20 protein-coding genes and 1 tRNA gene are annotated in these 25,686 nt (G+C 71.0%); 11 read left to right on the top strand and 10 right to left on the bottom strand.

From position 1 onward, the window contains the following. Nucleotides 1-442 precede the first annotated feature (442 nt). The gene (locus IH09_RS16840) at nt 443-754 is read left to right on the top strand and encodes a 4a-hydroxytetrahydrobiopterin dehydratase (RefSeq protein ID WP_052857076.1); all 312 of its coding nucleotides are present in this window, start codon (nt 443-445) and stop codon (nt 752-754) included. A gap of 58 nt (nt 755-812) precedes the next feature. Here the strand turns inward: IH09_RS16840 and IH09_RS16835 are convergent, their stop codons facing one another. After that, nucleotides 813-2,198, bottom strand: a complete 1,386-nt coding sequence (locus IH09_RS16835) for a cystathionine beta-synthase (RefSeq protein ID WP_052857143.1) — start codon at nt 2,196-2,198, stop codon at nt 813-815. A 311-nt stretch (nt 2,199-2,509) separates the two neighbouring features. Between IH09_RS16835 and IH09_RS16830 the strand changes: the two genes are divergently transcribed. The 3 genes from IH09_RS16830 to IH09_RS16820 all read left to right on the top strand — a co-directional run bounded on the left by IH09_RS16830 (nt 2,510) and on the right by IH09_RS16820 (nt 6,512). Further along, nucleotides 2,510-3,523, top strand: coding sequence for an SGNH/GDSL hydrolase family protein (locus tag IH09_RS16830; protein ID WP_052857075.1), 1,014 nt, complete (start codon nt 2,510-2,512; stop codon nt 3,521-3,523). A gap of 189 nt (nt 3,524-3,712) precedes the next feature. After that, nucleotides 3,713-4,933, top strand: coding sequence for an acetyl-CoA C-acetyltransferase (locus IH09_RS16825; protein WP_052857074.1), 1,221 nt, complete (start codon nt 3,713-3,715; stop codon nt 4,931-4,933). Between the two features lie 628 nt (nt 4,934-5,561). Next, nucleotides 5,562-6,512, top strand: coding sequence for a hypothetical protein (locus tag IH09_RS16820; protein ID WP_052857073.1), 951 nt, complete (start codon nt 5,562-5,564; stop codon nt 6,510-6,512). Nucleotides 6,513-6,618: 106 nt separating this feature from the next. Here the strand turns inward: IH09_RS16820 and IH09_RS16815 are convergent, their stop codons facing one another. Next, nucleotides 6,619-6,951 carry a hypothetical protein gene (locus IH09_RS16815; protein WP_094794264.1) on the bottom strand — a complete coding sequence of 111 codons (333 nt, stop codon included), beginning with the start codon at nt 6,949-6,951 and terminating at the stop codon, nt 6,619-6,621. A gap of 110 nt (nt 6,952-7,061) precedes the next feature. Here IH09_RS16815 and IH09_RS16810 point away from each other — a divergent pair, with 110 nt between their 5' ends. Next, nucleotides 7,062-7,289 (top strand): DUF4287 domain-containing protein, encoded by a 228-nt coding sequence (locus IH09_RS16810; protein ID WP_052857071.1) that lies wholly within the window; start codon nt 7,062-7,064, stop codon nt 7,287-7,289. 123 nt (nt 7,290-7,412) lie between these two features. On the opposite strand, the gene IH09_RS16805 is transcribed toward IH09_RS16810, so the two are convergent. After that, nucleotides 7,413-8,267 (bottom strand): Bax inhibitor-1/YccA family protein, encoded by an 855-nt coding sequence (locus IH09_RS16805; protein ID WP_052857070.1) that lies wholly within the window; start codon nt 8,265-8,267, stop codon nt 7,413-7,415. Nucleotides 8,268-8,732: 465 nt separating this feature from the next. Here IH09_RS16805 and IH09_RS16800 point away from each other — a divergent pair, with 465 nt between their 5' ends. Next, a complete protein-coding gene (locus tag IH09_RS16800) occupies nt 8,733-11,582 on the top strand; it encodes a CDP-glycerol glycerophosphotransferase family protein (protein WP_190233322.1) in 2,850 nt (949 codons plus the stop codon). Further along, nucleotides 11,582-12,751, top strand: a complete 1,170-nt coding sequence (locus IH09_RS16795) for a glycosyltransferase family 4 protein (protein WP_052857068.1) — start codon at nt 11,582-11,584, stop codon at nt 12,749-12,751. The genes IH09_RS16800 and IH09_RS16795 overlap by 1 nt, the downstream gene beginning before the upstream one ends. A 222-nt stretch (nt 12,752-12,973) precedes the next feature. On the opposite strand, the gene IH09_RS39090 is transcribed toward IH09_RS16795, so the two are convergent. Then, a tRNA-Leu gene (locus IH09_RS39090) sits at nt 12,974-13,055 on the bottom strand. 462 nt (nt 13,056-13,517) lie between these two features. Here IH09_RS39090 and IH09_RS16790 point away from each other — a divergent pair. Beyond that, entirely contained in the window at nt 13,518-14,300 is a 783-nt protein-coding gene (locus tag IH09_RS16790; RefSeq protein ID WP_052857067.1) for an ABC transporter ATP-binding protein, read from the top strand. A gap of 51 nt (nt 14,301-14,351) precedes the next feature. Then, nucleotides 14,352-16,886 carry an ABC transporter permease gene (locus IH09_RS16785; protein ID WP_052857066.1) on the top strand — a complete coding sequence of 845 codons (2,535 nt, stop codon included), beginning with the start codon at nt 14,352-14,354 and terminating at the stop codon, nt 16,884-16,886. Between the two features lie 113 nt (nt 16,887-16,999). Here IH09_RS16785 and IH09_RS16780 read toward each other — a convergent pair whose 3' ends face one another. From IH09_RS16780 to IH09_RS40665, 4 genes are all read right to left on the bottom strand, one after another. Continuing rightward, on the bottom strand, nt 17,000-18,319 hold the full coding sequence (locus IH09_RS16780; protein WP_052857065.1) for an SAM-dependent methyltransferase: 1,320 nt from the start codon (nt 18,317-18,319) through the stop codon (nt 17,000-17,002). Between the two features lie 224 nt (nt 18,320-18,543). After that, the gene (locus IH09_RS16775) at nt 18,544-19,935 is read right to left on the bottom strand and encodes an NAD(P)/FAD-dependent oxidoreductase (protein ID WP_052857064.1); all 1,392 of its coding nucleotides are present in this window, start codon (nt 19,933-19,935) and stop codon (nt 18,544-18,546) included. Between the two features lie 408 nt (nt 19,936-20,343). Then, nucleotides 20,344-21,288 carry a C40 family peptidase gene (locus IH09_RS16770; protein WP_052857063.1) on the bottom strand — a complete coding sequence of 315 codons (945 nt, stop codon included), beginning with the start codon at nt 21,286-21,288 and terminating at the stop codon, nt 20,344-20,346. 29 nt (nt 21,289-21,317) lie between these two features. Next, nucleotides 21,318-22,859 carry an SPFH domain-containing protein gene (locus IH09_RS40665; protein WP_052857062.1) on the bottom strand — a complete coding sequence of 514 codons (1,542 nt, stop codon included), beginning with the start codon at nt 22,857-22,859 and terminating at the stop codon, nt 21,318-21,320. 615 nt (nt 22,860-23,474) lie between these two features. Here IH09_RS40665 and IH09_RS16760 point away from each other — a divergent pair. Together IH09_RS16760 and IH09_RS16755 are read left to right on the top strand one after the other, a co-directional pair. Next, nucleotides 23,475-23,747: a type II toxin-antitoxin system Phd/YefM family antitoxin gene (locus IH09_RS16760; protein ID WP_052857061.1), complete on the top strand. Its 273-nt coding sequence runs from the start codon at nt 23,475-23,477 to the stop codon at nt 23,745-23,747. Beyond that, nucleotides 23,744-24,013, top strand: coding sequence for a type II toxin-antitoxin system RelE/ParE family toxin (locus IH09_RS16755; protein ID WP_052857060.1), 270 nt, complete (start codon nt 23,744-23,746; stop codon nt 24,011-24,013). The genes IH09_RS16760 and IH09_RS16755 overlap by 4 nt, the downstream gene beginning before the upstream one ends. Nucleotides 24,014-24,062: 49 nt before the next feature. On the opposite strand, the gene IH09_RS16750 is transcribed toward IH09_RS16755, so the two are convergent. Next, complete coding sequence (locus IH09_RS16750; RefSeq protein WP_052857059.1) at nt 24,063-25,016, bottom strand: Ppx/GppA phosphatase family protein; 954 nt, start codon at nt 25,014-25,016, stop codon at nt 24,063-24,065. Beyond that, complete coding sequence (locus IH09_RS16745) at nt 25,013-25,591, bottom strand: DUF501 domain-containing protein (RefSeq protein WP_052857058.1); 579 nt, start codon at nt 25,589-25,591, stop codon at nt 25,013-25,015. The genes IH09_RS16750 and IH09_RS16745 overlap by 4 nt, the downstream gene beginning before the upstream one ends. Between the last annotated feature and the right edge of the window lie 95 nt (nt 25,592-25,686).

Genomic DNA, 25,686 nt, shown 5'->3' with positions numbered 1-25,686 from the left:
AGGGACGCGCACCGGGTCAGGGCCGGTCCCGCGTCCCGACGACCGTGGAGTCCGGGAGCCGCTCCGGAGGTCCGTATCGCCGTGGTCTTCACTGTGCCGGACGAGTGTTAAGCCCGTGCTGCGCGCACGTGACGCTTACGTGCGCCTTGCGCCGACGGCCCGTTCCCTGACGGTTACTTGACACCGGACCGGGTACGGAAGCGCATGGCCCGAACCGGCGCTTCCCGGCGGATCCGGGCGGCGCCGGGCCGTCCGACACGCACCGCCCCGGACGGGTCCCGCTCCCGCGTCCACCGGCGGGCGGGCGACAAGATCGCCTCAGGGCCCCGGCGCCCGGGGCCACGTAAGCCCGATGACTCCATGGCCTCACGGCCCCGTAAGCCCGACGGCCCCGCCGGCCTGTCACCCCGGCCGCCCAGCCGTCCGACCCGAAGGAGACCACATGCCCACGCCCCCGCTGACCGGTGCCGAGCTGGATTCCGCGCTGGCCGGCCTGCCCGGCTGGTCCGTACGGGACGGCAGCCTGACGGCGACGTTCACGGCGGACCGGACGGCGGTGCCCGGCCTGTACGCGGCCGTCGCCGCCGCCGAGGACGACGCCAACCACCACGCCGCGATCCGGATCCTCTACGGCACGGTCTCGTTCGCCCTGAACACCCATGACGCCGGGGGCGCGATCACCGGGAAGGACACCGCCCTCGCCACCCGCATCACCGCGCTCGCCGCGCAGCACGGGGCGAGCCCGGCCCGCTGACACCCCGCCCGGTCCCGGCCGGAGCCGGGACCGGGCGACCGGCGCACCCGGCAACCCCCTACTTGGCCGCCCGCGCCAGAAAGGCCAGCAGGTCCTGGCGGCTCACCACGCCCTTCGGCTTGCCCTCGACCAGCACGACCGCCGCGTCGGCGCCCTCCAGGACCGCCATCAGATCGGCGACCGGTTCGCCCGAGCCGACCTGCGGCAGCGGCGGGCACATGTGCTTCTCCAGGGGGTCGCCGAGCGATGCGCGCTGGGTGAACAGGGCGTCCAGCAGCTCGCGCTCGACCACCGAGCCGACGACCTCGGCCGCCATCACATCGGGGTGCCCGGCGCCCGGCTTGACGATCGGCATCTGCGAGACGCCGTACTCGCGCAGCACCTCGATCGCCTCGCCGACCGTTTCCTCCGGGTGCATGTGCACGAGCGAGGGCAGGGCGCCCTCCTTGTGTTCGAGGACATCGCTCACCCGCGCCGCGGTGCCGCTCTCCTCCAGGAAGCCGTAGTCGGCCATCCACTCGTCATTGAAGATCTTGGAGAGGTAGCCACGGCCGCTGTCGGGCAGCAGGACGACCACCACATCGTCCGGGCCGAGCCGCGCGGCGACCTCCAGACCGGCCACCACCGCCATCCCGCAGGAGCCGCCGACCAGCAGCCCCTCCTCCTTGGCCAGCCGCCGGGTCATCTGGAAGGCGTCCTTGTCCGAGACCGCCACGATCTCGTCCGCGACCGTACGGTCGTACGCGGTCGGCCAGAAGTCCTCGCCGACGCCCTCGATCAGATACGGGCGCCCGGAGCCGCCGCTGTAGACCGAGCCCTCCGGGTCGGCGCCGATCACCTTGACCCGGCCCTCGCTCGCGTCCTTCAGATAGCGGCCGGTGCCGCTGATGGTGCCGCCGGTGCCGACGCCCGCCACGAAGTGGGTCAGCCGCCCGTCCGTCTGCTCCCACAGCTCGGGGCCGGTGGTCTCGTAGTGCGAGCGCGGATTGTTCGGGTTGCTGTACTGGTCGGGCTTCCAGGCGCCGGGCGTCTCGCGCACCAGGCGGTCGGAGACGTTGTAGTACGAGTCGGGGTGCTCGGGGTCCACGGCGGTCGGGCAGACCACCACTTCCGCCCCGTACGCCCGCAGCACATTGATCTTGTCCGTCGACACCTTGTCGGGGCACACGAAAATGCACTTGTAGCCCTTTTGCTGGGCCACGATCGCCAGCCCCACACCGGTGTTCCCGGAGGTCGGCTCGACAATGGTGCCGCCCGGCTGCAACTCGCCCGACTGCTCGGCGGCCTCGATCATCCGTACCGCGATCCGGTCCTTGACCGACCCGCCCGGATTGAAGTACTCGACCTTTACCAGGACGGTGGCCTGGATTCCTTTGGTGACGCTGTTGAGCCGCACCAGCGGGGTATTGCCGACAAGCTCAATCATCGATTCGTAAAACTGCACGGTGGTCTCCGCGGTCGGGGGCACGCTGTCCTGCGCCCATCCGACCAGCCTATTGCCCGTGTCCGGAAGAGGTCCGGTGCGTTGCGTTCCGTGCCCGACGGGGCAACAACCTGTTGTACGGATGCGGAGCACGGAATCCGGGCGCGGAACCGGCGGAGATCCGCCGGGTACGGCTGCCGCGCACGGGCCCCGGGCAAAGGCATCGCGTACGGCCTCCGGGGACGGGCCCGGCTCCGGAGTTCCCGTCGACCGGAGAGCGCCGCGGCCGGCCCGGCCGCGGCGCACGCACTGCACGGGAAGGTGCCCGGCCTATGCCGATGACGATGTCCAGGGCGAGGGTGGCACGGCGGATCGCGACCGCCGCCGCGGTCGGCGGCGGCGGGGTCGGGCTGCTCGGGGTCGCCGCCGCCGGGGTGCTGCTGACCGAGGTCCGGCTGGCCCGCCGCACGGTCGGCAACTCCAGCGACACCCCGCCCTGCGCCGACGGCCGCTACGGCGCCGCCTTCGGCCACCGCACCGACCGGCCGCCGCTGCGGCTCGGCTTCCTCGGCGACTCCACCGCCGCCGGCCAGGGCGTGCACCGCGCCCACCAGACCCCGGGCGCGCTGCTCGCCTCCGGCCTGGCCGCGCTCGCCGAACTGCCGGTGGACTTCCGCAACGTGGCGCTGCCCGGCGCCCGGTCCGACGATCTGGAGCGCCAGGTGGCGCTGCTGCTGGCGGACGGTGACACGGTCCCGGACGTCTGCGTCATCATGATCGGCGCGAACGACGTCACCCGCCGGATGCCGCCCGCGCGGTCCGTACACCATCTGTCCGAGGCGGTGAGCGCCCTGCGCGCGGCGGGCTGCGAGGTCGTCGTCGGCACCTGTCCCGACCTGGGCACCATCGAGCCGGTCTACCAGCCGCTGCGCTGGGTGGCCCGCCGGCTCTCCCGGCAGCTCGCGGCCGCCCAGACGATCGGCGTGGTGGAGAGCGGCGGCCGGACGGTCTCGCTCGGCGCGCTGCTCGGCCCCGAGTTCGAGGCGCGGCCGCGGGAGCTGTTCGGCCCGGACAACTACCATCCGTCGGCGGAGGGTTACGCCACCGCCGCGATGGCCCTGCTGCCGACGCTGGGCGCGGCGCTCGGCCTGTGGCCGGAGGACGAACGGCCGGAGCCTGCCCGCCACGAGGGCATCCTGCCGGTCGAGCAGGCGGCCGCGGAGGCCGCCGCCGAGGGCGGTACGGAGGTCGCCGCCACCCGTACCCCCTGGGCGCTGCTCAAGCACCGCAGGCGCCGTCAGCTGCCGGCCCCGGAGACGGCCCCGGGTCCACCGGTGACGCAGTAGGCGCCCCGCACCCACCGTCCGCCCCCGCCCACGCACCCGCCCCCGCACCCACCGTCCGCCCCGCCGCACACCTACATAAGCGCCCGCTTAGAAAAGAGTCCCGCATCACAGCGCGCACCCCGTGACCTCGGCACTACGTACGGGTAACTTCCCTCACAGTCCGCCCTCTTCCCGCCCTCAGGAGCCGTGATGCCCGAAGCCGTGATCGTCTCAGCCGCCCGCTCCCCGATCGGCCGCGCCTTCAAGGGCTCGCTCAAGGAGCTGCGTCCCGACGACCTGACCGCGAAGATCATCGAGACCGCCCTCGCCAAGGTCCCCGAGCTGGACCCCGCCGACATCGACGACCTGATGCTCGGCTGCGGACTGCCCGGCGGCGAGCAGGGCCACAACCTCGGCCGCATCGTGGCCGTCCAGATGGGGATGGACCACCTCCCCGGCTGCACGGTCACCCGCTACTGCTCGTCCTCCCTCCAGACCTCCCGGATGGCGATGCACGCCATCAAGGCGGGCGAGGGCGATGTCTTCATCTCGGCCGGCGTCGAGATGGTCTCCCGCTCGGTCAAGGGCACCTCCGACGGTATGCCGGAGACCCACAACCCGCTCTTCGCCGACGCCGAGGCCCGCACCGCCGCCCGCGCCGAGCAGGGGGGCAGCGACTGGCACGACCCGCGCGCCGACGGCCTGGTCCCGGATGCGTACATCGCGATGGGCCAGACCGCGGAGAACCTCGCCCGCCTCAAGGGCATCACCCGCCAGGACATGGACGAGTTCGGCGTACGGTCCCAGAACCTCGCCGAGCAAGCGATCAAGAACGGGTTCTGGGAGCGGGAGATCACCCCCGTCACGCTCCCCGACGGCACGGTCGTCAGCAAGGACGACGGTCCGCGGGCGGGGGTCAGCATGGAGGGCGTCCAGGGCCTCAAGCCGGTCTTCCGCCCCGACGGTCTGGTGACGGCCGGCAACTGCTGCCCGCTGAACGACGGCGCCGCGGCGCTGGTGATCATGTCCGACACCAAGGCGCGCGAGCTGGGCCTGACCCCGCTGGCCCGCATCGTCTCCACCGGCGTCTCCGCCCTCTCCCCCGAGATCATGGGGTACGGCCCGGTCGAGGCGTCCAAGCAGGCGCTGGCCCGCGCCGGCCTGTCGGTCTCCGACATCGACCTGGTCGAGATCAACGAGGCGTTCGCCGCCCAGGTGATCCCCTCCTACCGCGCCCTGGGCATCGACCTGGACCGCCTGAACGTCAACGGCGGCGCCATCGCCGTCGGCCACCCCTTCGGCATGACCGGCGCCCGCATCACCACCACCCTGATCAACTCCCTCCAGTGGCACGACAAGCAGTTCGCTCTGGAGACGATGTGCGTGGGCGGCGGCCAGGGCATGGCGATGGTGCTGGAGAGGATGAGCTGAGCCGTAGCGGAGGGTAGGGGCCGGGTGCGAGGAACGAGTGCCCGGCACCTGCCCGCAGCGGAGGCGAAGCGAAGCCCGACCGACAAACCCGTGCGGCTGAGCTGAGCCGTAGCGGAGGGTAGGGGTCGGGTGCGAGGAACGAGTACCCGGCACCTGCCCGCAGCGCAGGCGAAGCGAAGCGCGACCGACAAGCCCGCGAGGATGAGCTGAGCCGCAGCGGAGGGTAGGGGTCGGGGAGAGAAGAGCGGCCGGGCGCACCACACGGCCCCAACTCCCCCTCCGCACACACCCTTCGCTCCCGTCCAGGCACGCACAGCGACCCCGCGTGATGCGCGTCACCCAAGTAACAAGATCGCGACCGAATCTCCCCCAGGATTGTGACCAATCACCTGGGGGAGTCGTGTTCTCGCAGGTCAAAAGGGGGACCCCGGGGCGCACCGGGCCCAAAGCCCCCCTCATTTCAGGACAAAGCGCACTGTGAACGGTCGCCGTCGACCGTCAGGCTGAGGTAGGAAGTCGGGGGACATTCTGCTATCAGGAGTACGCCAGTGAGCGAGCGCGTCGAGGGAACCACAAACAGGTGCGCGCCCCGCGCCTACGGGGCAGTCGAGCGAAGCGGGGAGGACGCATGAGCCTCATCACCCTCGTCCTGCTGGTGGCCGCGGCCCTCGCCGTGGCACTGGGCGCGGCGGCCCTGCACACCGTCCGCGCGCTGCGCCGCCAGCTCACCGACCTGCACGCCGAGCTGATCGCCGCCCGCACGGACACCACCACCGCCACCGCCGGTGCGGCCATCCCGGCCGCCCGCGCCACCCCGGTCGCCGAGACGCCGCTCGCCGATATACGTGCCGCCGTCGCGGACGCGCTGGCCGAGGAGCGGGAGCGCGAACTGGCCGAGGCCCGCGCGTTCTGGGCCGCCCAGGAGGCCCGGGACGCCGCCGACGCGCCGTCCCTGCTCGGCGGGCTGATCGGCATCGGCGAGGAGGGCCCGCTGGACGCCCGCGCGGACGGGCGCGAACTGTCCGAGCGGCTCGACCTGGACCGGCTCGACGGCCAGCCGTTCCTGCCCCGGCAGGCGGACCTGGCCGGTCTGGAACCGCTGCTGGGCCCGGACGCCCTGGAGCCGATGGGCGCGCTGGAGTCCGTCGAGGCCCTGGAGGCCCTGGACGGACCGGAGTTCGGGCCCGTCGAGGAGGCCGAGTCCGCGGAACTGGCCGCCGCCCGCCGGCGCCACCCCTCGCACCCGGAGTTCTCCCCCACCCCCGTCATCGGCGACCACGAGCGCACCGTCGCGCGCCTGGAGGAGCTGTCCCGGCAGGGCACCCCGCTCGCGGACGTGCGCCCCGGCCCGCTGGGCACGCTGGACGTCTATGTCTTCACCGACGGCACCACGCTCTGTCTGACCCCCGGGCACCGCGAGACCGCCGAGAGCGTCGCCGCCGCACTGCGCGCGGGCCACCACCCGGTGCTGCTGGGCGGCTCCGGTGTCTCCGGCGCGTACGCCCTGACCTTCGCCTGGGGCGAGGGCCGCCAGGAGAGCGTCTACATCCTGGCCGACCGCGTCATCGCCTCGCTCTGACCCGGCCGACCGCGGCGCACGGAGCGGAATCCGGCCGTACCGGGCACGCCCGGCCCGCGCTGCCGTACCGGGCCCCGCGGTACGGGCGCCGCGTCGACGACACGCCCTAGCAGCGCTCCGCCGCCTCCCGCACCCGCCGCACGGCCTGGGCCAGTTCCTCGGCGGGGGCCCATTTCGCGTCCTCGGCGGGGGTCGCGTCCGCGTCCCGCAGCGCCTCGACGAGGTCGTGGCCGGCCACCGCGAGCTGGTCGCCGACCGCGAACATGCCGGCGTCCGGCAGCGTGTACAGCGCCCGTCCCGGGGACTCGATCCGCTGCGCGCGTACCGCCAGTTCCCGTGCCAGCGCGAGCCCTTCGGCCGCGGCGCCGCGGCCGAGCGTGCTCTGCGGCAGCGCCCGGAGGCGGTCGGCCAGGGCGTCCACGGCATTCTGCAAAGGCATCACGTCAAGCACCTGGCGAGCCTATGCGCCACCGCGGGGTGGTTGCCAACGCCCGAACGCTCGGGCACGGTGGGCTGAAGGACCCGCACCGACCGCGTCCGGAGGCGCCGATGTCCCAGCTCTTCTCCGAAGAGACCCACCGGAACCTGCTCTCCCGTATCCCCCAGTGCACCGGCCGGGAAGTCGCCGACTGGCTCCGCACCGTTGACGAAGGCCCCGCCCTCCTCCGTTTCGACGAGAGGGTCAGCTGGCTGCGCGGCGCGCACAACCTGGCGTACGGACACGCCAAGGCGATCGTCCACGAGCACGACCTCAGGCGCGCCGCCCGCAAGCGCTGACCGCGCGATGCCGGGCCGGGACGCCGAAGGGTCCGCGGGCGCTCTGCCCGCGGACCCTTCTTACGACCGCTCGCGTGCGGTCTCTCCCGACTCGGCTCGGACGACCCGGTGCCGCCCGGTTCGTCAGTCGCGCAGGATCGAGATCAGCCGCAGCATCTCCATGTAGATCCACACCAGCGTCAGGGTCAGGCCGAACGCCGCCAGCCAGGACTCCTCACGCGGCGCGCCGTAGGCGATACCGTCCTCGACCTGCTTGAAGTCCAGCGCCAGGAAGAGCGCGCCGAGGACCACGCCCACGATGCCGAAGAGGATGCCGAGGCCACCGCTGCGGAAGCCGAGGCCGTCACCCCCGCCGAACACCATGAACAGCACGTTGACCAGCGACAGCAGCACGAAGCCGAGGGCGGCGATCATCACGAAGCGGGTGAAGCGGGCGGTGACCCGGACGATGCCGGTCTTGTAGGCGATGAGCATGGCGACGAACACCGCCATGGTGCCCAGCACCGCCTGCATGGGGGCGCCGTTCATCTTCGGCAGATCGTTGATGAACCCGCTGAGCGCGCCGAGGAAGAGGCCCTCCAGCGCCGCGTAGGTCAGGATCAGCGCCGGCGACGGCTTGCGCTTGAAGGACTGGACGAAGCCCAGCACCATCGCGACAAGGCCCGCGCCGATCGCGAAGCCGAGGTTCTCGGTCAGGAAGAGCCAGCCGACGGTCGCGCCCGCGATCACCGTGCCGAGCGTCATGCCCGTGCGCGCGACGACATCGTCCATCGTCATCGGACGCGTCTGCGGCGTGTACTGCGGCGGTGCCTGGGTGGCGCTCTGCTGGCCCTGGGCGTAGGGATTGGTCGCGTACGGGTTCGCACCGGCGTACGGGGTCGCGGTGGGGCCCCCGGCCTGCGGCGGCGCGTTGAAGCCCGCGTAGCCGGTGTCGCGGCTGAACCCCCGACGCGAGAAGACCGGGTTGCTGCTCCTCATCTCACTCCTCCATGGCCGCCCTGCGCGGCCTTGACGCAAGCGTAATGGCTTGGCAAAGACGCGTCCCTACTTCTCCAGCAGGATCTTCCCCTGACTTCCCGGAACCGCGGAGCGCGAATCAGCTACGTGGAGTACGTACGGGAACGCGCAGAGGTGCCCGGCCGGTCAACCCGCACGGAAAAGCCGGCGAGCCGGCATGAAAAAGCCCACAAATGGCCCATCAGTTGTCCGGAACGCAACCGAAACGCGGCCCGGTCCGTCCTCTCTCCCAGCCGGGCGCATCTCCGGCGGCCGGAGCCGTCGGCGGCCGACGCCGCGGTCGTGAACCGCGCACCGGCACCCCGCCCCCACCTCACTCTTCCGTCACCACGGGTGGCGATCCGGGCGCGAATGATCCACGGGTCGCAGGGCGGGATAAGGCTATTCTGGCGGGATACCAGCAGCGAGAAGAGGGTTGAGGTGCCTGTGCCTGACGTCTCAGTAGTCGTCATTGTCTACAACGACGCCGACCGGTTGCCGACCGCTGTCCGGTCCGTACTGGACCAGACACTCCGGGACGTCGAGGTGGTGATCGTCGACGATTGCAGCACCGACAGTTCCTTCGACGTCGCGCAGCGCCTGGCCGCCGAGCACTCCGGGCGGGTACGGGCCTTCCAGCTCCCGGAGAACAGCGGTGCCGGCGGTGAGCCCCGCAACCTCGGTATCCAGCACACCACGGGGCAGTACGTGATGTTCCTGGACAGCGATGACGTCCTGGAGGTCAACGCCTGCCGGAACATGCTGGAGGCCGCCGAGGAGACCGGTTCGGACATCGTTTCCGGGCTGTGCGTGCGGCTGCACAAGGACACCCGCAACCAGAAGCGCGACGAGTGGTACTCCTGGCTGTACTCCACCACCCGCACCCTGGAGTCCGTCACCGAGCTGCCGGACCTGTTCGTCTGGGACACCCTGTCGACGAACAAGTGCTATCGCCGGGAATTCCTCATCGAGAACGATCTCCGCTTTCCCAAGGGGATGTTCTACGAGGACCTGATGTTCATCGCCGACGCGTATCTCGCGGCGAAGCGCATCACGCTGATCCCCAATCAGGTGTACTTCTGGCACGTCTTCGCCAAGTCCGCCGTGAAGTCGGTGACGAACCGACGGCACGAGATGACGAACTACACGCACCGGCTGGAGATCCACCGGCGCATCGACGCGCTGCTGGAAGAGCGCGGGCTGACCGAGATGAAGCTCGCCAAGGACGTCAAGTTCCTCAAGCACGACCTGGTGCTGCACCTGCGCGATCTGCCCTTCCGGGACGAGGCGTACCGCCGCGAGTTCGCCGAGCTCTCCCGCGAGTACCTCGCGAGCATCGCGCCCGAGGCGTACGAGCGGGTCCAGCCGATCCAGGCCATCTGCGCGTACCTGCTCCAGCAGGGCGACTGGGACAACCTGATCCCGGCGGTCGACACCCTCATCAACCGCGACAAGGTCTCCTCGCCGCTCGCGGAGCACGACGGCCGGATCTACTGGTGCGACGGCCACTTCGACGACGCCTTCGGCCGCTCCGTGCTGGACGTCACCGAGGTCGGCTACCACGAGAAGCCGGTCAACCGGCTCTTCCTGCGCAACCAGCTCACCTCGTTCGCCGAGTCCGGCACCACGCTGTCGCTGGCCGGCCGGATCACCAACCCGCTCGGGGTCATCCCGCCCGGTGCGAAGCTCAAGGGCGAGCTGGAGTTCAGCGCCCGCCGGCGCAGCCTCCAGTCCTTCCGCTTCCCGGTCCGCACGCTGCGGCACGAGGGCGACACCGTCCACTGGGAGACCGCGGCGGACATCACCGCGCGGCTGCGCCCGCTGGGCATCGTCGACACCATCTGGGACGTCCGCCTGGCGCTGGACGTCGACGGGGTGCGCACCACCACCCGGCTCACGGTCGCCGACACCGATCTGTCCGGTGACCCGGTGCAGGTGCGGCCGCGGCTGACCCGGATGGTCGCCGACCACTTCGCGCCGCACGTCTCGGCCAAGGGCCATCTCGCGTTCCGGCTGGTGAGCGAGAACCCCAACAGCGAGCGCGTCCAGGAACTGATCACCCGCGGTGTGCAGGGCAAGCCCGGTGCGCTGGCCAAGACCGGCTACCGCAAGGCGAAGGCACTGCGGAAGACCCTCACCTCCGGCGACAACAAGCTCCGGCTGTACCACGAGGTGTTCAGCCGGCTGCCCGTCAAGAAGCGCACCGTCGTCTTCGAGAGCCACCTGGGCAAGCAGTACAGCGACAGCCCGCGCGCCCTCTACGAGGAGATGCGCCGTCAGGGTCTGGACTTCGAGGCGATCTGGTCCTACAGCGGCTCCCCGAAGGAGTTCCCCAAGGACGCCACCCTCGTGAAGCGGTGGTCACTGCCGTACCTCAAAGCGCTCGCGCAGGCCGAGTTCTGGGTGGACAACCAGAGCTACCCGCTCAAGCTGACCAAGCGCCCGGAGACGACCTATATCCAGACCTGGCACGGCTCGGCCCTCAAGAAGATGGGCTTCGACCAGCCGTCGCTGAAGGCCACGACGCGCGGCCAGCAGGCGGAGCAGCAGCGTTCCCTGGACCGCTTCGACCGCTTCCTGATCCGGTCCGAGCACGATGTACGGACCCTGGCCAAGGCGTTCCGGCTCCAGGAGAAGACGCTGCTGCGGGTGGGCTACCCGCGCAACGACGCCCTGGTCCGGGCCCGGCAGAAGGAAGAGTCCCTCGGCCACCGGGAGCGCTCGGCGCTCGCCGCCAAGCTGGGGATTCCGGACGACAAGACCGTGCTGCTGTACGCGCCGACCTTCCGCAAGGCCGGCGGCCGGCACGGCCGTTTCGAGCTGCCCTTCGACGTGGAGCGCTTCGCCGACGAATTCGGTGACCGCTATGTCCTGCTCGTACGGTCGCATTACCTGAATCACGTCGTCCTGCCGCCGACCGTGCAGGGCCGGGTCATCGACGTATCGGCCCACCACGATGTGACGCCGCTGCTGGAACTCGCCGACGCCCTCGTCACGGACTACTCCTCGGTGATGTTCGACTACGCGCTTCTCGACCGGCCGCTGGTGTTCTTCACCTACGACTACGACGAATATGTGCACGAGGGCCGCGGTACGTACTTCGATCTGCTGGCGCATGCGCCCGGTCCGGTGGTCCGCACCGAAGACGATTTCTGCGAGGCCGTCAAGTCTCTGGATACCCAGGCCCTGGAATACGCGACGGCCCGCCAGGAATTCGTCGCGAAGTTCGGTGAATTCGACCGGGGTGACGCTGCGCAGAGCATCGTCAATCAGTTCTTCGCGCAGTGGAGCCGTTGATGAGCAAGCCGAACGCCGCCGAGCCGCGGGACATCTTCTTCGTCTCCAACAGCCTGAACGAAATGGGCGGCATCACCAGTTGGTCGCACCAGATGGCGCGCCTGTTCAGTGAGCGGGGCCACCGGGTGCACGTCATCGGTGTGGTGCCGGCGCCCGCGGGACGGGTGCACGAACTGGGCGACGACCTGCCGTACCGGACCACCACGCTCTACGCCGCGCATCCGCCGAGCGTCCGGCCGGTGCGCGGGCTGAAGGACAAGCTCAACCTCGTCGAGCAGCGCCGCCGCGCCGCCCGGGAGGCCGGGATGCACGAGCAGGCGGCGAAGCTCAGCGCGCTGTTCCGCGCGGCCGGGCCGGGCGGCGTGCTGATCGTCACCCAGGTGTGGGCGATGGAGTGGGTGGCGCTCGCCGACACCGCCGATCTGACGGTGATCGGTATGAGCCACGAGTCGTTCGCCACCTGCCGCAAGTCGTCCCGCTTCCAGCGTGTCAAGAGGTTCTACAAGAACACCGACCGGATGCTGACGCTCACCCGGGAGGATGCCGATCACTGGATCCGCCAGCGGATGGACAATGTCGGATTCATGCCGAATCCGCTGCCGTTCTTCCCCGAGGTCCCGTCCGACCGGTCCAAGAAGCGCGTGGTGAGCATCGGCCGGCTGCACGAGGAGAAGGGCGTCGACCTGCTCCTGGAAGCCTGGGCGCAGACCGCGCCGCGCCACCCGGACTGGACGTTGCGCCTCTACGGTTCCGGCGAGGAGGAGGCGGCGCTGCGCAAGCAGGCCGCCGAGCTGGGGATCACCGGCAGCGTCGAGTGGATGGGCCGTACCGGCGATGTCCCCGGGGCGCTGCGCGAGGGGTCGGTGTTCGTGCTGAGCTCGCGCGGTGAGGGCTTCCCGCTGGCGCCCATGGAGGCCATGGCCTCCGGCCTGCCGTGTGTGGCCTTCGATGTCGCGCCGGGTGTCCACGAGATCATCACGGACGGCGAGGACGGCTTCCTGGCACCGCCCGGCAACATCGCCGAGCTCGCCCGCCATCTCGACACCCTGATGTCCGACAAGGACCTCCGGGACACGATGGGGCAGGCGGCGCGCGAGAACATCCAGCGGTTCTCCACCGACGAGATCGTCGGCCGCTGGGAGGGTCTGTTCGCGCTCGTGGACCGCTGACCGGACACCGTCCGGTGAGGAGGAGGGGCCCCGGCTTTCGCCGGGGCCCCTCCGCGTATGTCCGGGGGGGCGCGCGCCCGCGGCGCCCGGCCGGCGTGCGGCGCGGGGGCACACCCCGGTGCGGGATTCAATAGAAAATGGTCGTCATATGCCCGCAATGCCCGCGACCGGGCAGGAATTCGGGATTCCGCCGAACTCACGCGCACGTTTGCCATCGATCTGTGCCCGGAGCCGGACTTGAACCGGCACGGCCCGTAGGCCAGCGAGGTTTAAGCTCGCCGTGTCTGCATCCCACCATCCGGGCCAGGGACTCCCAGGCCACCCCAATGAGGGCAGCACGAGCGTAGCCCGCAGCGCACCACGCGGTTCGGCCGCGCATCCCGAGGTTGTCTTATTTTATTGGCAACTGAGGGTGCATCAGCGACCGGTGCAGGCCCCCGACACATGCCTTTCGCTCACCTCCCCGGCGGCGCCCGGGACGAAATACGTGCCCGAATTGACGGAAAGTCGCCGTACGCCCCGCATCCCCGCCGGGCTCCCCGCGGATCCTGCGCCGCGGCCCGCGCGGCCGGTCCGGGCATCAGGGTTCCTCTCCTCCCCAGGGATGACCACGCGGCATGCGGATACGCCCCAGGGATAGCGCAGGACGGGCACAGGGTCTGACGTCCGTGCCGCCTTTCCTGACCCACGATGGGAACAGTCCTTTTCCCGGCCCGCGCGGCCACCCCGGATCGGCTGATCCCTCGTCCGACAGGAGTCCTCCCCCGTGACCACCATCCCCTCCGGCGTCTACACCGCCCCCCGCACCACCGCGGTGGCCGCCCGCGCCACGGATCTCTCCAAGGTCTACGGACAGGGTGAGACCCAGGTGGTCGCCCTGGACGCCGTCTCCGTCGACTTCCGGCAGGCCGAATTCACCGCGATCATGGGCCCCTCCGGGTCCGGCAAGTCCACCCTGATGCACTGCATGGCGGGTCTGGACTCGATCTCCGGCGGCTCGGCCCGGATAGGCGAGGTCGAACTGACCGGTCTGAAGGACAAGAAGCTCACCCAGCTGCGGCGCGACAAGATCGGCTTCATCTTCCAGGCGTTCAACCTGCTGCCCACGCTGACCGCCCTGGAGAACATCACGCTGCCGATGGACATCGCCGGCCGCAAGCCGGACCGCGCCTGGCTGGACCGCGTCGTGGAGACCGTCGGCCTGGCCGGCCGCCTCAAGCACCGCCCCAGCCAGCTCTCCGGCGGCCAGCAGCAGCGCGTCGCGGTCGCCCGCGCACTGGCCTCCCGGCCCGAGATCATCTTCGCCGACGAGCCCACCGGCAATCTCGACTCCCGCTCCGGCGCCGAGGTGCTCGGCTTCCTGCGCAACTCCGTGCGCGAGCTGGGCCAGACCGTGGTGATGGTGACGCACGACCCGGTCGCCGCCTCCTACGCCGACCGCGTGATCTTCCTCGCCGACGGCCGGATCGTCGACGACATGCCCAACCCGACCGCCGACCAGGTGCTGGAGCGGATGAAGGGCTTCGACGCCAAGGGACGCACGAGCTGACCGGCAGCAGCCACCCGCACTTCGGACCTCTCCTCCAGGACTGACTGACTCATGTTCCGTACCGCCTTGCGCAATGTCCTCGCGCACAAGGCCAGGCTGCTGATGACCGTGCTCGCCGTGATGCTCGGCGTGGCTTTCGTCTCCGGCACCCTCGTCTTCACCTCGACCCTCTCCGACGCCCTCAAGAACAGCGCCCAAAAGGGCTACGACCACGTCGACGTCGTCATCCAGCCGCACAAGTCGGACAAGACCTCCGGCAACCCCGGCGCCGCCGCCCTGCTCGACCAGCGGCTGCTCGACCAGGCCGCCCGGGTGCCCGGCGCCGCCTCCGCCACCGGCACCGTCTCCGGCTTCACCGCCATCGCCGACAAGGACGGCAAGCTGATCGGCGGCGGCTTCTCGACCCGCGGCGGCAACTACTTCCCCGGCCAGGACGGCAAGGACGCCCGCTACCCGCTGCGCGACGGCGTCGCCCCGCACGGCACCGGCCAGCTCGCGCTGGACGCGCACACCGCGGACCGGGCCGGCTACAAGGTCGGCGACACCGTCCGGATCTCCGTCGACGGACCGGTCCGCGAGGTCAAGCTGACCGGCGTCTTCACCACCGACGACGGCGCCGTCGCGGCCGGCGGCAGCCTCGCGCTGTTCGACACCGCGAGTGCCCAGAAACTGTTCGCCGCGCCCGGTGAGTTCAGCGAGATCGATGTCCGGGCCGCGCCGGGCACCTCCCAGGACGCGCTGAAGACCGCGGTCGACAAGGTGCTGCCCAAGGACGGCGCCGAGGCCACCACCGGCAAGCAGCTCGCCGACGAGCAGGCCACCAGCATCGCCCGGAGCATGGACAGCATGACGACCGCCCTGCTGGCCTTCGCCGGTATCGCGCTCTTCGTCGGCATCTTCATCATCGCCAACACCTTCACCATGCTGGTCGCCCAGCGCACCAAGGAGCTGGCGCTGATGCGCGCGGTCGGCGCCAGCCGCCGCCAGGTCACCCGCTCGGTGCTGGCCGAGGCGTTCTTCGTCGGCGCCATCGCCGCGGTCGCGGGGCTGGCCGTCGGCATCGGCATCGGCGCCGGCATGCGCACGCTGATGAACGCCACCGGCGCGAAGATCCCCGACGGCCCGCTGGTGGTCTCCCCGACCACCGTCCTCGTCTCGCTGGGCGTCGGCATCGTCGTGACCGTGCTGGCCGCCTGGCTGCCGGGCCGCCGCGCCGCGCGGATCCCGCCGGTCGCCGCGATGAGCAGCGTGCACGCCACCGCCACCACCAAGTCGCTGGTGGTCCGCAACACCATCGGCGCGGTCTTCGCCGGCGCCGGTATCGCCGCCGTGCTGGTCGCCACCGGTATGGCCGACGGCAAGGCGACGATGGCGCTGGGCGCGGCACTGCTGGTGATCGGCGTGTTCATCCTGACGCCGCTGCTCTCCCGCCCGCTGATCGCCCTCGCCGCCCCCGTGCTGCGCGCGTTCGGCATCTCCGGCACCCTCGCCCGGCAGAACGCGGTCCGCAATCCGCGCCGTACGGCCGCCACGGCCTCCGCGCTGATGATCGGGCTCACCCTGATCACCGGCCTGACGGTGATCGCGGGCAGCATGCAGAAGAGCATCGACAAGATGGCGACGTCCGCGCTGAAGGCCGACTACGTCGTCTCGATGGCGAGCATGACGCCGCTCTCCCCCGAGGTGGCGAAGACGCTGAGCGGCCTGCCCGAGGTGACCGCGTCCAGCCCGCTGAGCTACTCCCCGTCCCGTATCGGCACCGACCAGCAGTCCCTGACCGGCGTCAACGGCAAGGACATCGGCAAGCTGACCCAGCTCGACTTCTCCCAGGGCTCCCTGACCGGCCTGGGCGGCGACAAGGCCGTCGTGGACGAGACCACCGCCAAGGAGAAGGGCTGGCGGACCGGCTCCACCTTCCCGGTGACCTTCCAGGACGGCAAGCAGGGCAAGCTGACCGTCTCGGGTGTCTACACGGGCAACCAGATGTTCAGCGGCATCATCGTGGACAACACCGTCCTGGCGCCGCATCAGAAGACCAGCTTCGACAACCAGGTGCTGGTCAAGACGGCGGACGGCGCCACCGACGCCACCAAGGACGCGCTGGCCAAGGCGCTCGGCAAGAACCCGGCCATCGCCATCCAGGACAAGAAGGACGTGTCCGACGGTCTGGCCCAGATGTTCAGCACGCTGCTGAACATGCTCTACGGTCTGCTGGCCATGGCCGTGATCGTCGCGGTGCTCGGTGTCGTCAACACCCTGGCGATGTCGGTCTTCGAACGCTCGCAGGAGATCGGCATGCTGCGCGCGATCGGCCTGGACCGGCGCGGGATCAAGCGCATGGTGCGCCTGGAATCGCTGGTGATCTCGCTCTTCGGCGGAGTGCTGGGCATCGGCCTCGGCGTGTTCTTCGGCTGGGCCGCCGGTGAGCTGGTCAGCGGTTCGCTCGCCACGTACGAGCTGGTCCTGCCCTGGGGCCGGATGGGCCTCTTCCTCGCGCTGGCCGCGGTGGTCGGGGTGCTGGCCGCCCTGTGGCCGGCCCGCCGTGCGGCGCGGCTGAACGTGCTGGCGTCGATCAAGGCCGAGTAACCGGCCGGGGGCGGCGGACGCGGTACGCCCGTCGCTCCCGCCCGTACCGCCAAAGGGCCCCGGGACCACGAACGTGTCGTGGTCCCGGGGCCCTCCGCCGTACGGGTCCGCCCTCAGCCCTGCCAGGCGCGCGCCCGCAGCGGCAGACCGGCCGCACCGCTCTGCGGGGTGCGCACCGCGAGGACCTGGTTGACCCCTATCCGGTTGCGCTCGAAGGAGAGCGCGGACGCGGCCATGTAGAGCCGCCACACCCGGGCCCGTCCGCGCGAGGTCAGCCGGACCGCCTGCTGCCAGTGCTGCTCCAGATTGGCGACCCAACGGCGCAGCGTCAGCGCGTAGTGCTCCCGGATCGCCTCCACGTCGCGCACCTCGAAACCGGCGTCCTCCAGCGCGCTCGTGGTCCGGCCGACCGGCGCCAGCTCACCGTCGGGGAAGACATAGCGGTCGATGAACTCGTCGACCTGGTAGGCGTCCTCGTCCGCCAGCGGCCGGCGGGCGATCTGGTGGTTGAGCAGCCGTCCGCCGGGCTTGAGCAGGGCGTAGAGATCGGCGGCGTACTCGGCGTAGCGGGCCCGGCCGACGTGCTCGGCCATGCCGATCGAGGAGATTGCGTCGAACGGCTCGTCGTGGATCTCTCGGTAGTCCTGGACCCGGATCTCGATCCGGTCGGTGAGCCCGGCCTCGGCGACGCGCTTACGGGCGTAGGCCGCCTGCTCCTCGGAGAGGGTGATGCCGACGGCCCGTACGCCGTATTCGCGGGCGGCGTGCAGCACCATCGAGCCCCAGCCGCAGCCCACGTCCAGCAGCCGCTGGCCCTCCTGGAGGCCGAGCTTGCGGCAGATCAGGTCGAGCTTGTCGCGCTGGGCGTCCTCCAGGGTGGCGTCGCCGCCTTCGCCGGTCGCCCAGTACGCGCAGGAGTAGACCATCGACGGGCCGAGCACCAGCGCGTAGAAGTCGTTGCCGACGTCGTAGTGGTGGCTGATGGCCGCCCGGTCGCGCAGCAGGGTGTGCAGCGGGCCGCGCCGGGGCCGGGCCTCCTCGGCGGGCGGCGCCGGCGGGATCGGGAGGCCGCCCAGGGACAGCAGTTCCTTGGCGGCGGCGCGGATCTCGGGCCGGGCCAGGGCGCGCAGCACAGCGGCGCGCGGCGGCTTCGGGGCGGCGGTGCCGCGCTCCCAGATCAGTCCGGCGAGCAGGTCGAGGGCTTCGTAGAGGTCGCCTTCGACGTCGATGTCGCCGGCGACCCAGGCGCGGGCCAGGCCCAGCTCGCCCGGTTTGAAGACCAGCCGGCGCAGCGCCCGGCGATTGCGGATCACCAGAGTGGGTGCCCCCGGAGGGCCGGACTCGCTGCGGTCCCAGGCGCGGATACGGACCGGGAGCGGGGCTCCCAGTACCTCCTCAGCGAGCTTGGTGAGCCGTCCAGCGGCGTCGGCCATGTCGCACACCTCCGTGTTGACGAGTGGGGCAAAGAAGTTTCACCCACCACGTAACGCCAATTGGGCGCCGATATAGTCCCGTTCGCACGTAAGAGAACAACAAACCCACGGTGGCGCGCCAGAGCGGACACGCCAAAGGGCGCCCGCCCCACGGATGGCGGACGCCCTTCGGGCTGGTCGGAGTACCCGACCGGAGTTTCGGGCCGCGGATAACGGCCGGAAAGTCAGGAAGCCTTGGCCTTCGGCTTGTCACCGGAACCGGCCGCGGCCGCCGGGGCGGGGGCCGGCTTGGCCGCCTCGTAGAACTCCTCGCGGGGGTTCTCCATGGCGCCGAGCGAGACGACCTCGCGCTTGAGGAACATGGCGAGGGTCCAGTCGGCGAAGACCCGGATCTTGCGGTTGAACGTCGGCATCGCCATACCGTGGTACGCGCGGTGCATGTACCAGGCGAGCCGGCCCTTGAGCTTGATCTTGGACTTGCCCACGACGATCATCGCGACGCCCTTGTGCAGGCCCAGACCGGCGACCGCGCCCTTGTTGGCGTGGCTGTAGTCCTTCTGCGGGAAGCCGCGCATCCCGGAGATCACGTTGTCGCCGAGGACCTTGGCCTGACGCAGCGCGTGCTGGGCGTTCGGCGGGCACCAGGCGTTCTCGTTGCCGGCCTTGCGGCCGACCAGGTCCGGCACCTGCGCGTTGTCGCCGGCCGCCCAGATGTAGTCGGTGCCCTGCACCTGGAGGGTGGTGCCGGTGTCCACGTGGCCGCGCGGGCCCAGCGGCAGACCGAAGCGGGAGAGCGCCGGGTTCGGCTTGACGCCCGCGGTCCACACGATGGTGTTGGAGTCGACCTCAAGGCCGTTGTTGAGCACGACATGGCCGTCGACGCAGGAGTCCATACCGGTCTTGAGGTAGATCTCGACGCCGCGGCCCTCAAGGTGCTCCTTGCCGTAGGCACCGAGCTTCGGGCCAACCTCGGGGAGGATCTTGTCGGCGACATCGACCAGCAGGAAGCGCATGTCTTCGCGCTTGACGTTGTTGTAGTACTTCGCGGCGTCGCGGGCCATGTCCTCGACCTCGCCGACGGTCTCCGCGCCCGCGAAGCCGCCGCCCACGAAGACGAAGGTCAGCGCCTTGCGGCGGACGTCCTCGTCGGTCGTGGAGTCGGCCTTGTCCAGCTGCTCCAGGACGTGGTTGCGCAGGCCGATGGCCTCTTCCACGCCCTTCATGCCGATGCCGTTCTCGGCCAGGCCGGGAATCGGGAAGGTCCGGGAGACCGCGCCCATCGCGATGACCAGGTAGTCGAAGGGCAGCTCGTACGCGTCACCGACCAGCGGGGCGACCGTGGCGACCTTGCGGTCCTGGTCGATGGTGGTCACCCGACCGGTGAGCACCTCCGCCTTCGGGAGCACGCGCCGTAGCGGTACCACGACATGGCGGGGGGAGATGCTGCCGGCCGCAGCTTCAGGGAGGAAGGGCTGGTACGTCATGTACGAGCGCGGGTCGACGACCGTGACAGTCGCCTCGCCGTACCGCATCTTCTTGAGGATGCGGCGCGCCGCGTACAGGCCAACGTACCCACCGCCTACAACGAGGATCCTGGGACGCTCCGTGGTGCTCATGCAATCGAGTATCCACCCCCACATGGAGGGTCGCTCGTGAGCCCCTTCACAAGGATCGGAGAGGCATCTGCTACACTCCGCCGCCGCCGTGACCGACGCCATAGCGCCTATGGGGAACCACCTGATCACGCGAGGCGTTGGTGACCCCCGTTGATCAGGGATTGCGGGTGCGCCGACCACTGGACCACTGGCCGGGTAGGGTCGCTCTTAACACGCCCGAAACCACACTTTTCCCGCTCGGACGGGACCTAGGACCTTCGAATGAGGGCCGGAAGGCTGGTTTCTTCGCTCATCCGGCGCCTTTTTCATGTGAAGGATTTCACGAACTTTCTTCCCGGAAGCCGTCTGCCGGGCCCGGGAGCGGCTTCGCACCCGGACCCGGCAGCGGCGTGGACCCCGTGAAAACCCCTAGCCGACGCGGGCGTACATGTTGGGGTTGTAGTACGAGAAGGACGAGACCCGGACGTTCTTCCCCGGCCGCGGTGCCTCCAGGTACTGGCCGTTGCCGAGGTAGATGGCGACGTGGTGGATCCCGTAGGACGAGCCGCTGGACGACCAGAAGACGAGGTCGCCGCGGCGCAGCTGCGAGCGGGAGATCGGCGTCCCGGCGCGGTACTGGGCGTCGGCGACCCGCGGCACCGAGATGCCGGCCCGCCGGTACGCCTGCTGGACCAGACCGGAACAGTCGTAGGAGTTCGGCCCGTTGCCGCCCCAGGAGTACGGCTTGCCGAGCTGGCTCATCGCCCACCCGATGGCGGACTCGGTGCCGTGCCGCGACGGCGTGCCCTTGCCGCTGGAGCCGGAGCCGGCGGAACTGCCCGAGCTGCCCGAGCTGGCGGAGCCCCCACCGGTCGCGCCGGACTTACCGGTCCGGGCCTCGTAGACGTTCCGGTGGCTGGTCCACCACCACTGGCCGTTGCGCTGGTACCAGTACACCCGGTCGGTGGCGTCCCAGCCGGACCGGCCGCGGAAGGTCGGTGAGGTGTTGTGACCGGAGGACGAAGAAGAAGAGGCAGACGAAGACGACGACCCCGACGAGCTGGGGCGGGAGGCGCTGCTGTTGCCGGTGTAGCGGTCGTACTTCGACTTGTAGCTGGTCCAGCGCCATTCGCCGGCGCTGTTCTTGAACCAGTACTTCGTGCCGTCCCAGCCCGCGTGGCTCGGCGCCGGTTCCGCGCTCGCCGTGCCCGCGCCCGTACCGACCAGCACCGCCGCGCCCACCGCCGCGACGACGGCACCGCGTACGGTGCACCGCGGCCGGTGGCCGCCGTACTTGTCGGCGACCCGGGCCCCTGTACAGAAGCCGCACGAGCAGTCGGTCGGCGCCTCCTCGGTGAATTCCGGTATCCGCATGCGTGACCTGTCTTTCCCTGAGCGCTGGCTCAGCTTTCGGATGTCGCGCTGCCGCGCGCCGTATAGAAGGCCACCGTCAAGTCCTTGACCAGGGCCTTCCGTTCGTAGTCGTCGAGTTCGACGAGTCCCCGTGTGGTCAGCCTGCGTACGGTGTCGTCCACCGCGTCGACGACCGAGGTCAGCACGCTGTCCCGGTGCTTGGCGTCGATCGCCGCGATCTGGCGGCGCTGCATGGCGCCCGCCACCTCAGGCGCGTACTCGATGCGGGTGGGCTGCGCGGAGAAGACCTCGATACCGACCGGCCGGCAGTCGGCGGAGAGCATCCGGGTCAGCGCGTCACCGACCGCCTCCGCGTCCCGCAGGGTGGGGGTGGTGGCCGGACCGGGGCGGACGGGCTCGTGGAAGGCGTCCGCCGGGGCCTGCGAAAGCACCCGCGCCATCGCGGCTTCCACCTGTTCGCGCAGGTAGTCGGCGTGGTCCTCGACGGCGAGCAGCGCCCGCGCGGTGTCCTTGACCCGCCAGACGACCATCACGACGGCGCGCAGCTGCGCACCGTCCGCGTCCACGGCCGGCATCGGCTCGCTGCGCCAGTGCCGCAGCCGGACGTCCACCCGGCGGCGCAGCAGCATCGGGCTGATCCACAGCAGGCCGGTGCGCCGCACGCTGCCCCGGTAGCGGCCGAACAAGCTCAGTACCCAAGCGCTGCCGACCCGTCCGCGGGTCAGCCCGCCGAAGGCGAGCAGCGCCAGCGCGGCCGCGCCGCCGACCAGCCCCCACTCCCAGCCGCGCAGCCGGCCCGGTCCCATGACGGGCAGGCCCAGACCGCGCACGAGCTGCTCGGGCATCACGCCGCGCCGCCACAGCAGCGCCGCACCGCCCACGAGCGCCAGCAGGCCGATGGCGATGGCGAGCCAGCCGGACAGCGAGGGGCCGCGCCGCTCGGTCAGGGCGGGGTCCGCCGACGGGGACCGGCGGACCGTTGTCCGCGTTTCGCCGCCGCCCGCCGCTGCCCCGCCGCCTCCGGCCGGCCGTCCGGTGTCCCGGTTCGCGGGCCGGGACGGCTCCCGCCGCGCCCGCTCCGCGGTGCCCCCTTTCGCGCCCGTCCGTCCGGTGCGCGGCGCCGGTTCCTCGGCGCGGCCGCCGTCCACGGGTCCGGGTGCGCCGCGGCCGGTCCGCTCCGCCGTGTCCAGCAGTCCGTTGGCGGCCGCGATGCCCGCCACCGCGACGTCCGCGGCCGCCGGGCCGGCGCCCCGCGCCGCCACCCCGGCCGGCTGGGCCACCGCGCTCCGGACCTGGGTCTCGTCGTCGAACTCGTCCCGGAAGGGCAGCCCGGTGTCCACGTCCAGCAGCGGCACGAGCACCCGCGGCTGCTCCGCGGTGTGGTCCTCCGTCCCGGGGGCGCGCCGCGCCCCCGCTCCCCCGCCGTCCGCTGACCCCTGCGCCGCTCCCTCGCGGAAGAGCTTGTCCATCGGGATGCCGTCACCGCGCCATACGTTGTACGGCCGCGTCGGCTTGGCGGGTGCGGGCGCCGACTCACCCTCGTGCTGCTCGTCGTCGGGTATCGATGCCATCGTCCGCTCCGTCGTCGCAAGAACCGCGGCGAGGCCGTGGGGGCCGGGTAACCGTGCGCAGCCGGGCCGGACGGGACCGGACGGCAGGATGCCCGTGCCCTTCCGGGGCGCTCGGCTCCCGATTGCCTCCACGACCGCGCTGCCCTCTCAACTGCCTTTAGATGTCGCCTTTTGACTGCTCAAAAGATGACTAGAAGTCACTAACGAGATCTTTACAGAGCAAACCGGGCACGCAAGCTGCCAAAGGTCCCGAGATGAAGGGACTTTCGGCCCGAGAAATCGCGCGTTGTCATGCGCTAGGCAGCCGCGGGCCCCACCGCCCGCACGCGCACGCAAAACGCCCCCGGCGTGGCGGCAATCTCCGTCACACCGGGGGCGTTACCCTTCGTCCCGCATTCCGGCCACCGTGCCCCCACGGCGCACCGGACGAACTGCTACGAACTACAGAGACGCAGGTCAGTCCTGCTCTTTACGATCAGCCCGCGCTGCCGCCGCGCCCGGGGCGGCCGACTCCTCCGCCGCTTTGTGGGCGATGCCGTCCACCATCGCCTCCGAGGCGCCACTCGCGTCACGCGCCAGCTCCCACGTGTACACGCCGGCGCGTACATTGCCTGCATGGCTGAGAGCACCGTGACCGTACGGGAAGCCCGCGCGCACCTGGCGGACCACATCAACCGTGCCGAGCAGGGCACGCCTACGGTGATCACGCGCAACGGCGTGCCGGTGGCCGCCGTGGTTCCGATCGCGGACTTCGACGCGCTGGAAGAGGCGGCCGATGTGTTGCTGGCCCGGGAGGCGGAAGCCGTCCTCGCCGAGGACGGCCCGACCGTGACCATGGCCGAGCTGCTGGCAGACCTGTTCGCCGAGCGCGCCGAAGACGCGGCGTGAAGTACGCCTTCCGGTGCACCACCGCGGCCCAGCGACAACTGCGAGCCATCGACCGGCCCGCCGCCATGCGCATCCTCGCCGCACTGACCGCGCTCGGCGACGATCCCTACCGCGAGGACGCCGACGTCAAGAAGCTCACCGGCCCCTCGGGGCTCGACCGGCTCCGGGTCGGCAACCACCGGATCGCCTACCAGGCCGAGGGCGGCGAACTCATCATCCTCGTCGTCAAGGCCGGCGATCGGCGCGACGCCCACCACAACATCTGAGAAGCCGGCCGCCGATGCCCGAAGGCTCCGGGCCTCGGCGGCCGGTGGGTCACGCCTCGTCCAGTGCCGCGTGCCAAGCGATCCCGTCAAGAATGTCGTGCTCGCTGACGACGACCTCCTCGGCGCCTACCCGTTCCATGATCGACAGCAGGACGAGCGCGCCGGCGGCGATCACATCGACCCGGCCCGGGTGCATCACCGGGTTCGCGGCCCGCTCGGCGTGTGTGGAGGTCAGCAGGTCGCCGGTGATCTCCCGGACCTTCGCCAGGGAGATCCGGGAGTGGTGGATGGCCGCGGAGTCGTAGTGGCCGAGGCCCAGCGCGATGGCGGCGACGGTGGTGACGGACCCGGCGAGACCGACCAGGGTGGCGGCCTCGCTCAGCGGGACCGTCTCCTCGGCCTGGTCCAGCGCCGCGCCGATATCGGCCTTGATGGCGGTGATCTGGCCGGGCGTCGGCGGGTCGCTGATCTCGCCGTCCCGCAGCAGATGCCGCTCGGTCATCCGTACACAGCCGACGTCCACCGAGCGCGCGGCCCGTACGGAGCGTCCGCCCAGCACGAATTCGGTCGAGCCGCCGCCGATGTCCACCACCAGGTAGGGCAGCTTCAGGTCGGTGCGGCCGGCCAGTTCCTTGGTGGCGCCGGTGAAGGAGAACTCCGCCTCCTGGCCACCGGTGATCACCTCGGGCTCGACGCCCAGGATCTCCAGGACCCCGTCGACGAACTCCGCGCGGTTCTCCGCGTCCCGGGAGGCGGAGGTCGCCACGAAGCGGATCTTCTCGGCGCCCAGGCCCTTGATCACCGCGGCGTACTCCCGGCAGGCCGCGAAGGTCCGCTCCAGCGCCTCGGGCGCCAGCCGACCGGTCCGGTCCACGCCCTGGCCCAGCCGGACGATCTCCATCCGGCGGTCCAGCTCCCGGAGCTCACCGGTACCCGGATCGACGTCCGCGACCAGCAGCCGGATGGAGTTCGTACCGCAGTCGATGGCGGCGACCCGCTTCACCTGACGTCTCCTTCGGGGGTGTCCTGGCCTTCCGGTGTGTCCCGGCCTTCGGCGGTGTCCCGGCAGGGGGACACGCACGGCCCCTTCTTCCACCACTCCGGCAGCATCGCGAGGGCCTCGTCGCCGAGCGGGTTGACGCCCGGCCCGGCCGCGAGCGAGTGACCGACCAGGACGTGCAGGCACTTGACCCGGTCGGGCATCCCGCCCGCGCTCGGGAAGCCCTGGAGCACCTCGATGGCGTCCCGCCGCCGGACGTAGTCCTCGTGGGCCGCGCGGTAGGCGGCGGCCAGCTCCGGGTCGCTCGCCAGCCGCTCGGTCATCTCCTTCATCACGCCGTTGGCCTCCAGCGTGCCGATCGCGGAGGCCGCGCGCGGGCAGGTGAGGTAGTAGAGCGTGGGGAAGGGCGTGCCGTCCTCCAGGCGCGGCGCCGTCTCGACGACATCCGGCTGCCCGCAGGGGCAGCGGTGCGCGATGGCGCGCAGTCCGCGCGGCGGGCGGCCGAGCTGCTCCTTGAAGGCGGCGATGTCCGCGGCGGTGGGCTCGGTGGGCTCGGTCTGGGGAGGGGGGGTGTCCATGTGCGCTTTCGGTGAGGTCGGTGGGGCGGCGGCGGGCGTTTCGGGCGGGTGGGACGGGCGCTGCGGTCGGGACCGTACTCATGCCACGGTACGCA

Source organism: Streptomyces celluloflavus, assembly GCA_000720995.1.
GTDB lineage: Bacteria > Actinomycetota > Actinomycetes > Streptomycetales > Streptomycetaceae > Streptomyces > Streptomyces celluloflavus.
This window is presented reverse-complemented; position numbering and strand designations above follow the sequence as displayed.

What these genes read in the sequence shown, in the direction of transcription:
- IH09_RS16840 (WP_052857076.1), top strand. Translation starts at nt 443, where the DNA reads ATGCCCACGCCCCCGCTGACCGGTGCCGAGCTGGATTCCGCGCTGGCC.
- IH09_RS16830 (WP_052857075.1), top strand. Translation starts at nt 2,510, where the DNA reads ATGCCGATGACGATGTCCAGGGCGAGGGTGGCACGGCGGATCGCGACC.
- IH09_RS16825 (WP_052857074.1), top strand. Translation starts at nt 3,713, where the DNA reads ATGCCCGAAGCCGTGATCGTCTCAGCCGCCCGCTCCCCGATCGGCCGC.
- IH09_RS16820 (WP_052857073.1), top strand. Translation starts at nt 5,562, where the DNA reads ATGAGCCTCATCACCCTCGTCCTGCTGGTGGCCGCGGCCCTCGCCGTG.
- IH09_RS16815 (WP_094794264.1), bottom strand. Translation starts at nt 6,951, where the DNA reads ATGCCTTTGCAGAATGCCGTGGACGCCCTGGCCGACCGCCTCCGGGCG.
- IH09_RS16810 (WP_052857071.1), top strand. Translation starts at nt 7,062, where the DNA reads ATGTCCCAGCTCTTCTCCGAAGAGACCCACCGGAACCTGCTCTCCCGT.
- IH09_RS16805 (WP_052857070.1), bottom strand. Translation starts at nt 8,267, where the DNA reads ATGAGGAGCAGCAACCCGGTCTTCTCGCGTCGGGGGTTCAGCCGCGAC.
- IH09_RS16795 (WP_052857068.1), top strand. Translation starts at nt 11,582, where the DNA reads ATGAGCAAGCCGAACGCCGCCGAGCCGCGGGACATCTTCTTCGTCTCC.
- IH09_RS16785 (WP_052857066.1), top strand. Translation starts at nt 14,352, where the DNA reads ATGTTCCGTACCGCCTTGCGCAATGTCCTCGCGCACAAGGCCAGGCTG.
- IH09_RS16780 (WP_052857065.1), bottom strand. Translation starts at nt 18,319, where the DNA reads ATGGCCGACGCCGCTGGACGGCTCACCAAGCTCGCTGAGGAGGTACTG.
- IH09_RS16775 (WP_052857064.1), bottom strand. Translation starts at nt 19,935, where the DNA reads ATGAGCACCACGGAGCGTCCCAGGATCCTCGTTGTAGGCGGTGGGTAC.
- IH09_RS16770 (WP_052857063.1), bottom strand. Translation starts at nt 21,288, where the DNA reads ATGCGGATACCGGAATTCACCGAGGAGGCGCCGACCGACTGCTCGTGC.
- IH09_RS40665 (WP_052857062.1), bottom strand. Translation starts at nt 22,859, where the DNA reads ATGGCATCGATACCCGACGACGAGCAGCACGAGGGTGAGTCGGCGCCC.
- IH09_RS16760 (WP_052857061.1), top strand. Translation starts at nt 23,475, where the DNA reads ATGGCTGAGAGCACCGTGACCGTACGGGAAGCCCGCGCGCACCTGGCG.
- IH09_RS16745 (WP_052857058.1), bottom strand. Translation starts at nt 25,591, where the DNA reads ATGGACACCCCCCCTCCCCAGACCGAGCCCACCGAGCCCACCGCCGCG.